This window comes from Mesorhizobium sp. M0491 (assembly GCF_040321265.1).
Classification (GTDB): domain Bacteria; phylum Pseudomonadota; class Alphaproteobacteria; order Rhizobiales; family Rhizobiaceae; genus Mesorhizobium.
Genome location: NZ_JAMYRE010000004.1, coordinates 319,413 through 333,982 on the forward strand (window position 1 = coordinate 319,413; position 14,570 = coordinate 333,982).

Below are 14,570 nucleotides of genomic sequence, written 5' to 3' on the forward strand. Positions count from 1 at the left end.
CCCTAAGCACCATCGATCTGCGCGACGCGGGGTGTGCGCAGGCCGGCTGTTTCCCCGCCGTCTACAGTCACCACCGTGCCGTTGACATAGCTCGATTGATTCGAAAGTAACCAAGCGACCACATCAGCGATCTCTTCAGGGGCACCGAAGCGGTTGGCAGGGATCCGCAGTTCGAGCTGCTTCTTGCGCAGTGCATCGCTTATGATGTTGCCCATCATGCGTGTTTCGATCTGGCCGGGGCAAACAGCGTTGAAGCGGATCTCCTCGCCGAACTCCAGCGCGAGTGCCTGCGTCAGCCCGATGACCGCGGCCTTTGAGGCGCAGTAGGCAGCGAGCCCTTCTTCGCCCGTCTTTCCGGCGATGCTGGCCATGTTGACGACTGAACCCCTCCCGAGCCGCAAGCCGTCCAGCGCATGACGGATGAAGAAAAAGACGCTGCGTGCATTAACCGCAAGGACCTCATCCCAATCGTTCTGGGTGGCGGTGGCGAAGGCAATGCGCTTCGACATGCCGGCATTGTTCACGAGCCCGGCGAGCCGGCCGTTGCCAAGTTCAAGCGCACGGTCGACGACACGGCGGCAATCGTCTTCACGGATGATGTCACCGGCAACGAACGTGACACCGTGATTGGCGCGTTCGAGCGCCGCGCCCGCTTCTGCATCTCGGCCGGTCGCCACCACTCTGGAACCGGCAGACGCAAGTTTCTCCACGCAGGCCCGCCCAATCCCGTGCGTGGCGCCTGTTACGATGATCATTCCAATTCACTCCATTACGTATTTGGCAACCGCACAGTTTGGGGGGCTCGCTTTTGGGCCAATCCCCGCCCCATCAAATCATGACGAACAACGTTGTCGTCACCTAGGATCAGTGGATCAAGTTGTGACGCAGGTTAAAGCCGGTGGACTGGCCCAAGCGCCGGGCCGTCGGCCCAACGGCTAGATTGGCGATACTGCGCATGTGGCCATGTCTTTCCTCGCGTGATGGGGTTTCCCTAGAAGCGGAGCGATATGCGGGTGTGACGACCGATAAGGCGGACCGGCTATTCCGATAGGGACATCCATACTGTCGCATGACCGACTCGTCATCCCCGCAAGGCCAGTAATGCCAGAAGTGCTGCACAATACGCCAAGAACGCACACCGACCAATCAGTGTTTCGACTGTTCGCCGCACACGGGATCGGCCTCTCAGCTGGCAAAACCATGTCGCAATGGCTGGACGTGCATCGCGATTTGCGAGCCTGGTGACGCGGGACTTGCGCCGGCACGCTATCAAGGGAACGGGCCGCGACGGCTTGCCGGCGGAGGCTGTGCTGCCCTGCCCCTGCTCAAGCAGCACCACCCACTAAGCATCGGGAACCCGCGTTCCATTTAGAAGCCTCCACGTTGCGGGCCTTTGCCCGGCTGCCGGGAGAATGATGTCGCAAGACAACACCCGCAATCCGGGCGCCGACCTCTAGGAAGAACTCAGGCTGGCAAGCGCCAGACGAGAGAAGTTGGAAAGCGGCACGGTCGTGCGCGGGGAACCGTCATTTCAACAATCATCCGACCGCAGCGTGTTATGGCACGCTGCCGTGCGGTTCAGCGCGGCTGTTGCAGCACGCGAATGCACTGGGCACATCTCCTCCCTAAAGACCCTAGACGATTTGGTCGCTAGCGAAGTGCGGCTGCTGACCAATGGCTCTGTATTCGAAGGCCACGCTGATGGCTTTGACTTATTCGCCGGCGCTTGATGTCAGGCAACTCGATCGACAAGCCGCATACCGGTCGGTCGCGAGGAAGCCCACATCGCCGAGGCCAGTTGCATGGCTGCTGTCTCCGACCTCGTCTTTCGTCAAATGGATTGTGATCCCGGTCGAGGCAGCGAAACCGCGATTGAAGACACCTTCCCGGCTGAGCACCGGCTAATGAAAACCCTATTGACTTATAACTTATAAGTAGTACGGTAGCACTGTGAAAATGAACAACGGCGCGGATGGCCCTGAAGGCGGACTCGCCTAGACGGTACTACGATCCGCCAGCAAGCCTCTGCTCCCAAGGCAGACCGCGGAGCCGGCGAAATCGCCGGCTCCGGACCCGGGAACACACGAAAATGGGGAATCACATGACCAAGAATCACGCTTTCCGATCCATCCTCGCGGCGGCTTTCGTCACCGGCGTGGCCGTCCTGCCCAACGCCGCCCAGGCCAAGGATTGGTGGCCCTTCAAGATCAACTCGGCCAAGGGCGGCGATCTGAAAAAAGTCGAGGCACTCGACTATGTGCCGCTGGAAAAGGCCGAGAAGCCTTGGAACCTGTGCGTCTTGTTTCCGCACCTCAAGGACAGCTACTGGGTCTCGGTCGACTACGGTATCGTTGAGGAAGCAAAGCGCCTGGGTGTCAAAGTGACGGTCCTGCAGGCTGGCGGCTATGACGCGCTGCCCAAGCAGCTGTCGCAATATGACGATTGCGTCGCATCCGGTGCCCAGGGCATCCTCGTCGCCGCCATCTCGGAAGCCGGCCTGGCGGCCAAGCTGAAGGAGGGCGACGCCAAGGGCCTTGTCCAGATCGCCGTCGCCAATCCCATCCTGGAAACTCCGATCACCGCGCGCATCACGCCCGATACCTACCAGAAGGGTTTTCAGGAGGGTGAGTACCTCAAGAAGTATCTCGGCGACAAAAAGACGACCGCAATCGGCCTGCCGGGTCCGCAGGGATCGGGTTGGGCGGAGAGCTATATGGCGGGCTTTCGCGACAGCATCAAAACCGGCAACATCAAGCTCGCGGCCGAGCTCTATGGTGAGCCCGGCGTTCCGCAAAGCCTGCGCCTCGTCGAGGACGCCCTGCAGACCTATCCGGATCTCAATGTCATCTGGGGCGGGGCTGCTGCGGCGGAAGCGGCCGTCAGCGCCGTCGCCGACGCTGGCCGCGACGATGTCGTGATCATGTCGTCTTACGAGAACCAGACGATGCTGAAGCTGGTCAAGGAAGGCAAGGTGCTTGGCTTTGCCGCCGAGTATCCGGTGATGATGGGCCGCATCAGCGTCGACCTCGCGGTGCGCGCCTTGGAAAAGAAGGACTATGAGAAGGTTCTGCTGGTCGCGCCGGGTATCGTGACCAAGGACAACGTCGACAAAATCGACCCGACGCAGATTTTCGCGCCCGATGGGTGGAAGCCTGAATTTTCGGTACAATAGTCGCATCTTCGATGGGCGGTAGACCTCGGCCTTGGCCTGCCGCCCGTTTTGCTTCGAGTTCGGTGGTGTCAGCGATGCTTGAACTTACGGGTATGACGAAGCGTTTCGGGGGGGTGGTGGCGCTTGACGGCGTCGATTTCACGCTGCTGAGCGGTGAGGTCCATGCCCTTCTCGGCGAAAACGGCGCCGGAAAGTCGACGCTCATCAATCTGATAGCGGGAACCTACGGCTGGACCGAAGGCTCTTGCCGTATCGACGGCCAAACCGTTTCCGCGCTGACCCCACAGAAATCCCGCGATGCCGGGGTGGCGGCTGTGTTCCAGGAATTCAGTCTTGTCCCCGACCTCACGGTCGAGGAGAACCTGTTTCTTGGACGCGAGATCAAGGGAAGGCTTTTCCTAAATCGGCGCGCGATGCGTGCCCGCGCGGAAGAACGCTTCCGCGACGTTGGCTTTCACGTCGAGCTGGACAGCAAGATCGAAACGCTGACCCGGGCGCAAAAGCAGATGGTCGAGATTGCCAAGGGCATGCTTTCGGATGCCAAGATACTCATCCTCGACGAACCGACCGCGTCGCTTACCGACGGTGAAGCGGAAAAACTGTTCGCCGCAATCGCGGGCCTCAAGGCGCGGGGCGTCGGCATCATCTATGTGTCGCATCGCATGGCCGAGATCCGTCGGCTCGCGGACCGTGTCACGGTCTTGCGAGGAGGGCGCAAGATCGACACAGTGGCCATCGCCGCGGCATCGGACGCGACCCTGATCGAGATGATGGTCGGCCAGCCGGTCGAACGACTTTATCCATCAATTAGCCAGCGCCCCGCCGAAATCGTGCTGGCGACCAGGGGGATCAGTGTCTCCGGCACCATATCCGATGCCTCCATCGTGGTCAGAGCTGGCGAAATCGTCGGCCTGGCGGGCCTGGTTGGCTGCGGTCGTAGCGAACTTTGCCGAGCCGTATTCGGCCTGGAGCGTGTGACGTCCGGTGAGATCGAACTCCATGGCGAGGTGGTCAGAGCGCCAGTGCCGCACAGCATGTTGCGTGCTGGACTTTGTTACTACCCGGCCGATCGCGGCGCCGAGGGACTGGCGCTTGGCCGGCCAGGCCGCGAGAATGTGACCATGGCCGCGCTCGACGACCCGAGACTGTCCCAGGCCGGACTGCTCAAGTTCTGGCGCGAGCGCCGGGCGATAGCCGCGCCGTTGAAGACACTGGGTCTACGACCGATGGCGCCGGAACGCGCGGCGTCGTCGTTTTCCGGAGGAAACCAGCAGAAACTCGTGCTGGCGCGCGGTCTGATGCGTCCTGTCTCGGTCCATATTTTCGATGAACCGACGGTCGGCATCGACGTGGGCGCTAAAAGCGAGGTCTACAGGCTTATGAAAAGCCTGGTCGAGAATGGCGCGGCTATTCTGCTGTCATCGTCCGAACTGCCAGAGCTCGTTCACCTGGCCAACCGCGTCTATGTCATGCGCGAAGGGCGCATAGTCGCCGAACTCAAAGCCGACGGCATCACCGAGGCCACTGTGCTGCGTCACTATTTCGACGCCGAAACCGGCGCCACGGAGGCAGCATGAGCCCTGACACGCTGCGGCGCCGTTTTCTGGAAACCGGCGGGATCGTCATCCTGCTTCTGGTCGCGGTTGCGGCCGCGGCCGCGATCATCGAACCGCGTTTTCTGAACCGCCTGAACATCCTCAACGTCCTGCGCAATTTCTCCTTCCTGGCGGTTCCGGCGATCGGCCAGATGATCGTCATGACCACCGGCGGTTTTGATCTGTCGGTCGGTGCCACCATGGCCTTGGCGTCCGTGGTCACGGCCGCGGCGATGGCCGCGATGCCCGACGCGCATGGGCTCCAGCTGCTGATGCCGGTAGCGCTGGCCTTGGCCTGCGGCGCCTGTGTTGGCCTGGTAAACGGCACGCTGGTGGCGCGGCTTTCCCTATCACCTTTCATGGTGACATTGGCGTCGTTGTCGATCGTCGCGGGAATTACGCTCTATTACACGCAGGGCATCCCGATCTATGGCGTTTCCGACGCCTTCGTCGATGCCATCGGGCGAGGGCAGGTGCTTGGCCTGCCGCCGGCCTTGCTGCTGGCGATCGCGGTGATCGCCATCGCCATCATTCTGCAGCGTCGGACCGCGCTCGGGCGCCACTTCTACGCCGTCGGCGGCAATGTCGGTGCCGCCCGGCTGTCGGGAGTGCGCACACACCGTGTGTTGATTACCGCCTATGTGCTCTCCGGTCTCCTGGCCGCGCTCACCGGCGTGCTGATCACCGCCCGTATCGGTTCCGGCCAGTCGACGATCGGCGGGACGCTCGGACTGGAGACGATCGCCGCAGCGGTGATCGGCGGCGTTTCATTGCGCGGCGGCTCAGGCCGCGCCGAGAACGTCGCCATGGCGGCGCTGTGCCTGGCGATCATTGCCAATGCGATGAACCTCACGCAGATCGACAGCAAGTTCCAGACGCTGGTGCTGGGTTCGGTGCTCATCGGCGCACTGGCTTTCGACCGAATTGTTCAGGGGAGGCGGGCCAATGTCTGATCGCCCAGACATGGCGGCTCCGGTTGTTCTTCACCGCGCTCGCCCGGACATCCGCCAGTTCGCGTCGCAGGCCAAGCTGCCGGGGCTCGTATTCCTGGCCCTGCTGGGTCTCGGTCTGCTCGACCCGCGCATTGTTTCAAGCGGCAATCTCTGGAACATCGCGATCCAGACGAGTTATCTCGCACTGTTTGCCATGGCGCAGACCATGGTGCTGCTAACGCGCGGCTTCGACCTGTCGCTTGGCTTTACCGTCTCGCTCGTCAGCGTCATATCGGCGATGGTGATGACCGGAAGCGGCGATATGCCCATCCTGTGGGGGATCGCCGCTGGCCTTGGCGTCGGGCTGCTGATCGGCGGGCTGAACGGCGTCCTCATCGCCGGTATCGGCATCAATCCACTGGTGACGACGCTTGGCATGGCCAACATTGTCATGGCACTGGCGTCAACCGTCAGCGGCGGCTTTCCCGTGCCGGGCGTTCCCGAAGCCTTTACGGAGGCCTTGGCGGAGGGACGGCTGATCGGCATTCCGGTGCCCATCCTGTTCGCCGCGCTGTGTTTCGCACTGCTGTTCCTGGTCCTGCGCTTCACCGTGTTCGGGCGCGGCCTTTATCTCATCGGCGCCAACCCTCGCGCGGCGAAGGCGGCGGGCGTTCGCACCGGACGCGTCGTTGCGATCGACTACGTGGTCTGCTCGCTGCTGGCCGCGATTGGCGCCATGCTGCTCACCGCGCGCACCGGATCGGGCGAGCCCAATCTCGGCGGCAACCTGACCCTGGAATCGATAGCGGCGGCGGTGGTCGGTGGCGTGCGCCTCACCGGCGGAGAGGGAGGCGTCACCGCGGCTCTGCTCGGTGCCCTGTTTATCACGGTCATTTCCAACGCCATGAACCTCATGCAGGTCGACGGGTATCTCCAGCAGGTTTTGTTGGGCCTCATCATTCTGGCCAGCCTGATACTGGGCCGCGATCACAAGAAACGCTAACAGCTTCGGACCTATAAATGGCTTATCAAGTCTGCATCGATATCGGCGGAACGTTCACCGATTGCCTGGTTTCCGAGCCCGGTGGGAAAATCTCGATCTTCAAATCGCCCACCACGCCCGGCGAATTCGAGAAGGGATTCATCAACGTGCTGCACGTGGCGGCGGCCGGATACGGGCTCGATCCCGCGACGTTCATGACCAAGATCGACTTGATCGTACACGGCTCGACCGTCTCGACCAACGCGCTGGTCGAGCGCAAGACCGTCAAGGTCGGATTGATCCTCAACGAAGGACATCAGGACATCCTCGTCCTGCGCGAGGGGCCGCGCAAGGGCGCCTTCCAGTGGCGGCTCGACTATCCCGAGCCCTATGTCCCGCGCCACCTGACGAAGACGGCGCGGGGCCGCGTCGATGCGCGCGGGCGGGAGCTCACGCCTCTGTCGAGATCCGATGTCGAGGCGGCGATAGCCGACTTCCGGCGCTATGGGGTCGAAGCGATAGCGGTCGGTCTGCTTTGGTCGGTCGTCAATCCCATCCATGAAACAACGGTGCGCGATATCATCGCGCAGGCATGGCCGGAGATCCCGGTCACGCTTAGCCATGAAGTCAATCCGATGTCGCGCGAGTACAAGCGCATCATCGCGGCCGCTATCGACGCGTCGATCAATCCGATCGTGCGCACCTACATCGAGGACTTGCGGCAAGCACTTTCGCAGGCGGGTTTCCAGGGCGAGCTGCTGCTCGCCAACTGCGTCGGTGGAATGATGCCTCCCGCCGAGATGCTGCGGCGGCCAATCTACAGCGTCATGTCGGGGCCGACGCTGGCGCCGATGGCCGCGCTGGCGCTGAGCGACGAAGCCAACGTCATCGTCGGTGACATGGGCGGCACCACCTTCGACGTCTCGGCTTTGCGTGACCACCAGATCATCGTCACCCCGGACAGCATGATCCACGACGACTCGCTGGGGATCGCGAAAGTCGATGTGAGATCGGTTGGCGCCGGCGGCGGGTCGATTGCCTGGGTCGACGATGGCGGCCTGCTTCGTGTCGGGCCGCAAAGCGCTGGCGCGCGGCCGGGGCCGGCATGCTACGGAGCGGGCGGCACCGCGCCGACGGTCACCGACGCCAATGTCGTGCTCGGCATCATTGACCCGGATTATTTTCTCGGCGGCCGGATCAAGATCAGCCGCGATCTGGCCGAGAAAGCGGTCGCGAGCATCGCGACGCGGCTCGGCATCCCGTTGCTCGACGCGGCTTACGCCATCCAGACCACCAGCAACCACAACATGGTCGGGGCCATCGAGGAAATCACCATTCGCGAGGGCATAAACCCACGCGACAGTTTCTTTGTCTGCGGCGGCGGTGCGACCGCCATCCACATCGCCGAGATGGCCGACATATTGGGCTTGAAACGCTACATGATCCCGCGCTTCATGGCTGGGTTGAGCGCGTTCGGCGGGTTGATCTCTGATATCACGCGCGAGGAAAGCGCGGTTTTTCTAACCTCGACCCGGCGCTTCGACGCCGCCGGCGTCTCCGACATCCTGGCGCGGTTGAAGGTGTCGGGCGAAGCATTCCTCGAACAGGCCGGTGTTGAGCCAGATCTCCGGCGTTTCGAGTTCTCCTTTCTTGGTCGCTACGAATACCAATCCTGGGAGATCGAGGTCCATTTCGAAGCCAACGAGGCGCGTCTCGACGCGGCGAAACTGCCAGGTCTCGTCGAAGCGTTCCATCAGATGCACGAACGCATTTATTCAATCAGATCCGACCGCGACGTCGTCGAATTCACCAACTGGAAGCTGCGCGCGGTGGGCAAGCGGGCTAATCAGGACGCCTGGAGGGACTTCAGGCTAGCCGACCAGGCGACGGCGCCGGTCGCCAAGACCCATCGGCCAGCTTATTTGCACGAAACCCGGCGGACGAGCTCTCTGCCTGTCTACGACATGGACCAGCTGGGCGCGGGGGCGGCGCTTGATGGGCCATGCCTGGTGGAGGCGACGACGTTCACCGCCTTCCTCAAGGACGGACACCGCGGGCGCGTCGATCCGCAAGGCAACATTGTCGTGACAGTCGATTGAGACTCAAACCTTCCCGAACAAGGCATCGTAAAATGAATTCACCTGTCATTCGCCTGGAGACGCCAACGCGCCGCGTCGATCCGTTCCTGATGTCGGTTCTCAAGAGCCGGTTCGAGGCGGTGGTGCGGGAAATGACGCTGGTCGTGATGCGGGCCAGCCGCTCAGCGGTGATCAAGAACGCCCGCGACCTGAGCTGTGCGATCCTGACCTATGATCACCGCCTGGTTTCCACCGAGGACGCGCTGCCGATCCACGTCATGTCGATGGATCTGGCGACCCGTCCGATAACGGAGTTGTTCGACGATATTGCCGACGGCGACATCTTCCTCAACAACTGCCCATACACGGGCGGCACCCATCATGCCGACCTGATCATGGCGATGCCGATCTTTTTCGACGGCAAGCCGCTGTTCTGGGCCGTGGCGCTTTCCCATCACGCCGATACTGGCGCGCCGACACCTTCGACCTATCTGCCATTTGCCAAGAACGTTTATGAGGAAGGGATCCACTTTCCCTGCGTGCGTGTGGTCGAACAGCACCGGGAGAAGCAGGACATCCTGCGCATCGGCATGATGCGCAACCGTGTTCCAGACATCTGGCTGGGCGACGTGCGAGCCCAGATCGGCGCCTGCAGGACCGGTCGACGCCGTCTCTTGGAACTGCTTGAAAAATACGGCCGCGACACGCTGCTGGATTTCGTCGAGGACTGGTTCGACTACGGTGCGCGTCGCGCCATGGCCGAGATCGCCAAATTGCCGAAGGGCAAGTTCTCCTACGAGGTCCACCATGACCCGGTCCCCGGCGTGGCGGAGGAGGGGATCCCGGTCCGGATCACCATCGATGTCGACCCTGAAGCCGGCGAGATCACGGTCGACGTGCGTGACAACATGGATAACGTCCCTGGCGGTCTCAACCTGTCGGAAAACACCTGCACGGGCTCGTGCCGCATTGGCGTCTTCAACAATCTCGACGACGGCATCCCGCACAACGAGGGCGCCAAGAGCCGGATCAAGGTGTTGATGCGGGAGGGAAGCGTGGTTGGCAAACCCCGCTACCCCGTAGGCACCTCGGTGGCGACCACCAATGTCAACGACCGGTTGATCATCGCCGGCAATTGCGTGTTCTCGACGATGGGAGAACCCTATGGCCAGGCCGAGAGCGGCTCGCACCTGCCGGCGGGGATCGGAGTGATTTCGGGCAAGGATCCGTTCAAGGACGGGCAGCCCTACGTCAACCAGGTCTTCATTGGCTACGCCGGCGGCGGCGCGCGTCACGGCTATGACGGCTGGTTGACATATTGCGGGCCGGCGAATGGCGGCCTGATCGCGCTGGATTCCGTGGAGGTGGACGAATCCATGTATCCCATCATCATTGAATCGCGCGGCGTGGTGGCGGATACCCAAGGCATTGGCGAGTTCGAGGGCGCTCCCGCGGTGGGCGGTGTCTTCTATCCCGTCGACCACGAGATGACACTGGTCTACTCGGCCGATGGCACAACCTTTCCGCCGCGTGGCGTGCTGGGCGGCGGTGACGCCAAAGCAAGTCGCAGTGCCAAGCGCGGCACGGATGGCAAGCTGGTGGAATTGCCGGCCTTCCATGAGGAGGCGTGCCGCGCCGGCGAGCGCATCGAGTTCGTTGCCTGTGGCGGCGGCGGCTACGGCGACCCGACCAAGCGCGATGTCCGCCGTGTCGCGGCCAGCGTTGGCCGCGGCTGGCTAACAAGCGAAGCGGCTCGCAAGTCCTACAAGGTTGCCCTGGTGCTGGACGCCGAGCAGGGCGTCTGGGTTGTCGACCAGGATGCCACCGCGCGCCTTCGGGCGGCCTGAGCCAGCGCGAAGAGAGGTCGCCAGCAAATGACCGGCGGCTTCGATCACGCCCGCTTGGCGGCCGCGTCCTGCTCGTCGAAATACCGCAACAGGTTCATGCCACCGCGCACGATGTCGCGTTCGATCGCCTTACGCGCCACCTTCTTGTTGCGGGTCCGGAACGCTTCGATCAGCGTCTCGTGCTCCTCCGCGCCGATGTAATCGTTCTCGGCCTGCAGATAATACACGTTAAGGATAGGGCCCATCGAGACCCACAGGCTTTCGATCTGCGCGATCAGCATATCCATCTTGGACAGGCGGTAGACGCCGAAGTGGAATTCACGATTGGCGCGACGGGCGCGGTCAGCATCGCCGGACGTTTCGCCGGCCACGAAATCGCGATGGATCTCGACCAGTTTTGCAATGTCCTTCTCCGAAACATGCTCAACGGCGAGTTCGGCCGCTAGTCCCTCGAGCGCGATGCGAATGAGCCGGACCTGCCAGTAACGCGACCGGGTCAGCTCTGGAACGGTGATGAACCGCCCTGACCGCAGTTCCAGCGCCTGCTCGCTGACGAGCCTGAAACAGGCCTCGCGCACAGGCGTGACGCTGGTGCCCAGCCGTTGCGCCAGATCCTGCATCAACAGTCTTTCGCCGGGCCGGAAATTGCCGGCGATCAGGGCTTCGCGCAGCGAGATATAAGTTCTCGCCGACAGACTGCCTTGCTCGATTGGCTGCATCGTGCTCATGGTCCACCGCTGCAATCTTGGCCGCACCGAATCGACAACGGATAGTGCGAGACGCTCTTATATCCTATAAGTCCGTTGCGAAACATGGCTAGGAGCTGGCGGGTTTCCCAGCGGAGAGCTTGCGCAGGATTGTCTCGATGATATCCAGCGATTTCTCGACTGTCGCCCGGTCATGGCTCCCTGACAGGTAGAGACGCTTGAGCGGAAGCGGCTGGCCGATCAGCCGGTTCGCCACCATCTCTCTGCGGAATGCAAGATCGAAAACATCGTCGTTGCCCAGCAAGTCCTGGTAGTCGCGGTAAGGACCGCTGAGGAAATAGATCAGCCAGACCGAGCCAAACCCGGCGCTCTGCGCGGGCAGGCCGAGGCGATCGATAATGCCATCCAGCTGCGTGCGCATGAAAGCGCCGAGGGCAAACAGGCGGTCGTAGAAGCCTGGTTTCGACAGCTCCTCAATCGTCGCCTGCATGGCGGCGAGCGTCGACGGCGTGCCGTTGAAAGTACCGCCCATGAACACGGATCCTTCCCCGGTCCGGCCGACGAGCGCCATGAGATCGCGACGACCGGCCACCACGCCAACGGGATAGCCTGACGAGGCCGCCTTGCCGAAGGTCGCGAGATCAGGCGTGACGTCGGCGATCGACTGATAGCCGCCGAGCGCGTGGCGAAAGCCGGTGATGACCTCGTCGAAGATCAGCACGACACCATGATCGCTGGTCAGGCGACGCAGCTCGCGCAGGAAAACATCCGTCGCGATCACCGACCCCATATTGTGAGCGATTGGCTCGATGATGATCGCCGCGACATCGCCTGGATTGGCCTTGAGATAATCCTCGACGGCGCCGGCATCGTTGTAAGGCAGCACGATGGTGTGACGGGCGGCATCCTCGAGGATGCCAGCACTGATGGGATCGTACTTGCCGATCGCCTGCGCGTGCGACTGTACGTTCATGGCGACATAGTCGTGCCAGCCATGATAGCCGCCTTGGAACTTGATGATGCGCTTGCGACCGGTGGCGGCGCGGGCAAGGCGCAGGGCGTGATAGGTCGCCTCCGATCCGGAATTGCAGAAGGCGACGAGATCCGCGCAAGGGATGCAGTCGACCAGCGCCTCCGCCACCTCGATCTCCAGCCGCATCGTTCCCGCACCGACAAGATCGATATCCTGCGTGACCGCAGCGATGCGTTCGCGCACCGCCGGATGACAGTGGCCAAGCACGTTGGCGCCGAAGCCGCAATGGAAGTCGGTGTACTGGTGTCCGTCGACGTCGTAGAGAAACGCACCCTGCGCCCGGGCAAATACATGCGGCGCGCCGAGCCTGCGGCTCGGGCTGAGCAATCCGCCCGGCATCACCGCACCGGCGCGCTCAATGAGTCGGGCGGTGTTATTCTGATCGGTCATCGGAATGTCCGTGCATGGCTATGGTCCGCCGGCTCAGCCGAGGGCTTCAAGAACGGTGGCCTCGATTCCCGCCGCGTCCAGCCGGTAGTGCTTGTAGAGATGCGTTGGCGGCGCAATCAGGCTGTATTCGTCGCGGATGCCATGGCGTATCAACCGTGCCGGGCTGCCCGCCTCCGCCAGGATTTCCGCCACGGCGCCGCCCAGACCGCCCAGGATATTGTGTTCCTCGATGGTTAGAATGAAGCGGGAGTGAGCCGCGGCCGAGAGCACTGCCTTCGTATCCATTGGCTTCACCGTATGCATGTCGATCAGTCCGACGGATTTGCCCGCCGCGCGCAGCGCGCGGTAAGCCTCCCTTGAGGGATGGACCATCGAGCCACAGGCGATGATGGTCAGGTCCGATCCTTCGCCGTGAACGATCGCCTTGCCGAACTGGAAGTCGACGCCGTCGTCTTCATAGACCAGCGGTTCCTGGCCGCGGCCAATGCGGAAGTAGATTGGCTGGGCATGATTGACAGACGCCTTGACGGCGGCCGCCAGTTGCGGGCCGTCAGCCGGCGCGACGACCGTGAGGTCGGCGATGCTTCGCATGATGGCAAGATCTTCCGTCGCATGGTGGGAGGTGCCGTAGAAGCCGAGTGAAATACCGGCATGATGACCGATCAGCCGCACCGGCAGAGCCGAATAGGCGACGTCGGTTCTGATCTGTTCGCAGCACAGCAGCGCCAGGAAAGAAGCGAATGTAGCGACGAACGGCATGGCGCCTGTGCTGGCCATGCCGGCAGCAGCCGAAACCATGTTCTGCTCGGAAATGCCAAATTGCGTGAAGCGTTCGGGAAAGCGTTGCGCGAACCGCACCAGCCCGTTGGAATATTGAAGGTCGGCCGTACCGGCCACGACCGGATAACCGTCTTCGACCAGATCAATGAGCGCGTTGGCCAGATAACTCAGGCCAGGCGCACGCGCGTTGATCTGGCGGTACTGCCAGGAGTTGGTATCGATCGGGCCGTTCATTGTGTTTTGCCTCCACGCTTGATCTCTTCGGCGGCCAAGGCCTCGTCCGATGGCGCGAGATAGCCCAGATGCCAGCCGGGTTCGGTTTCCATGTAACCAACGCCCTTGCCTTTGGAGGTCTTGGCAATGATGCAGACGGGCCGGGTGCGGTCTGCCTCGGCCTTCAACTGTCGCAGCAGCGTCGCGAGAGCGACGACGTCGTGCCCATCGACCTCGTGCACCTGCCAGCCGAACGCCGCCCATTTGTCGGCCAACGGTTCGATGCCGATGATGTCGTCGACCTGCCCGTCGAGCTGGTATCCGTTGCGGTCGACGATGGCGATCAGATTGCCGGCCTTATGGTGGGCGGCGGAGAGCGCCGCTTCCCAGACCTGGCCCTCCTGCATCTCGCCGTCACCGAGCAGGACATAGACATCGAAGCGCCGGTTGGCCGCACGGCCGCCAAGCACCATGCCGAGGCCGCCGGACAGGGCATGGCCGATCGAGCCGGAGCTGAAATCGACGCCGGGCACCTTGCGCATGTCGGGATGATCGCCAAGCGGATTGCCGAGCCGGGTGTAGCCATCGAGGACGTCCTTGGAGAAGAAGCCCCAGTCGACCAGCAGCGGGTAAAGGCCGACCGCGGCATGTCCCTTGCCCATCAGGAAGCGGTCGCGATCCGGCCATTGCGGCTCGCCGCGCCTCAGCCGCATCGCATCGTAGTAGAGCGTGGCGAATATTTCCGCGCAGGAGAACACCGACGAATAGTGGCCCACCTTGGCGATCTGGATGAGGCGCAGCGTCTCGAGCCGGACGAACTCTGCCCTGTCGCGCAACAGGG

General features: G+C 62.6%; 11 protein-coding genes and 1 pseudogene. 7 read left to right on the forward strand and 5 right to left on the reverse strand.

The features are described from left to right. Positions 1-2: 2 nt before the first annotated feature. On the reverse strand, positions 3-755 hold the full coding sequence (locus NKI69_RS07175) for an SDR family NAD(P)-dependent oxidoreductase (protein ID WP_352720700.1): 753 nt from the start codon (positions 753-755) through the stop codon (positions 3-5). 365 nt (positions 756-1,120) lie between these two features. On the opposite strand from NKI69_RS07175, the pseudogene NKI69_RS07180 reads away from it, so the two are divergent. The 7 genes and pseudogenes from NKI69_RS07180 to NKI69_RS07210 form a co-directional block, all read left to right on the forward strand. Continuing rightward, positions 1,121-1,626 (forward strand): annotated as a pseudogene (locus NKI69_RS07180) (ISNCY family transposase); the annotation flags it as partial. Between the two features lie 475 nt (positions 1,627-2,101). Continuing rightward, on the forward strand, positions 2,102-3,172 hold the full coding sequence (torT, locus tag NKI69_RS07185; RefSeq protein WP_023707089.1) for a TMAO reductase system periplasmic protein TorT: 1,071 nt from the start codon (positions 2,102-2,104) through the stop codon (positions 3,170-3,172). Between the two features lie 74 nt (positions 3,173-3,246). Continuing rightward, positions 3,247-4,749: a sugar ABC transporter ATP-binding protein gene (locus tag NKI69_RS07190; protein ID WP_352720702.1), complete on the forward strand. Its 1,503-nt coding sequence runs from the start codon at positions 3,247-3,249 to the stop codon at positions 4,747-4,749. After that, on the forward strand, positions 4,746-5,720 hold the full coding sequence (locus NKI69_RS07195) for an ABC transporter permease (protein ID WP_352720704.1): 975 nt from the start codon (positions 4,746-4,748) through the stop codon (positions 5,718-5,720). Before NKI69_RS07190 ends, NKI69_RS07195 begins: the two co-directional genes overlap by 4 nt. Continuing rightward, entirely contained in the window at positions 5,713-6,702 is a 990-nt protein-coding gene (locus NKI69_RS07200) for an ABC transporter permease (protein ID WP_352720706.1), read from the forward strand. The genes NKI69_RS07195 and NKI69_RS07200 overlap by 8 nt, the downstream gene beginning before the upstream one ends. 17 nt (positions 6,703-6,719) lie before the next feature. Continuing rightward, positions 6,720-8,780: a hydantoinase/oxoprolinase family protein gene (locus tag NKI69_RS07205; protein WP_352678385.1), complete on the forward strand. Its 2,061-nt coding sequence runs from the start codon at positions 6,720-6,722 to the stop codon at positions 8,778-8,780. 32 nt (positions 8,781-8,812) lie between these two features. Continuing rightward, positions 8,813-10,606, forward strand: a complete 1,794-nt coding sequence (locus NKI69_RS07210; RefSeq protein ID WP_352720708.1) for a hydantoinase B/oxoprolinase family protein — start codon at positions 8,813-8,815, stop codon at positions 10,604-10,606. A 44-nt stretch (positions 10,607-10,650) separates the two neighbouring features. Here NKI69_RS07210 and NKI69_RS07215 read toward each other — a convergent pair whose 3' ends face one another. From NKI69_RS07215 to NKI69_RS07230, 4 genes are all read right to left on the reverse strand, one after another. Then, the gene (locus NKI69_RS07215; RefSeq protein WP_023737066.1) at positions 10,651-11,334 is read right to left on the reverse strand and encodes a GntR family transcriptional regulator; all 684 of its coding nucleotides are present in this window, start codon (positions 11,332-11,334) and stop codon (positions 10,651-10,653) included. 88 nt (positions 11,335-11,422) lie between these two features. Beyond that, on the reverse strand, positions 11,423-12,736 hold the full coding sequence (locus NKI69_RS07220) for an aspartate aminotransferase family protein (RefSeq protein WP_023768619.1): 1,314 nt from the start codon (positions 12,734-12,736) through the stop codon (positions 11,423-11,425). Positions 12,737-12,769: 33 nt separating this feature from the next. Further along, positions 12,770-13,750, reverse strand: coding sequence for a transketolase family protein (locus tag NKI69_RS07225; RefSeq protein WP_023747620.1), 981 nt, complete (start codon positions 13,748-13,750; stop codon positions 12,770-12,772). After that, positions 13,747-14,565 carry a transketolase gene (locus NKI69_RS07230; protein WP_245263162.1) on the reverse strand — a complete coding sequence of 273 codons (819 nt, stop codon included), beginning with the start codon at positions 14,563-14,565 and terminating at the stop codon, positions 13,747-13,749. The genes NKI69_RS07225 and NKI69_RS07230 overlap by 4 nt, the downstream gene beginning before the upstream one ends. Positions 14,566-14,570 lie beyond the last annotated feature (5 nt).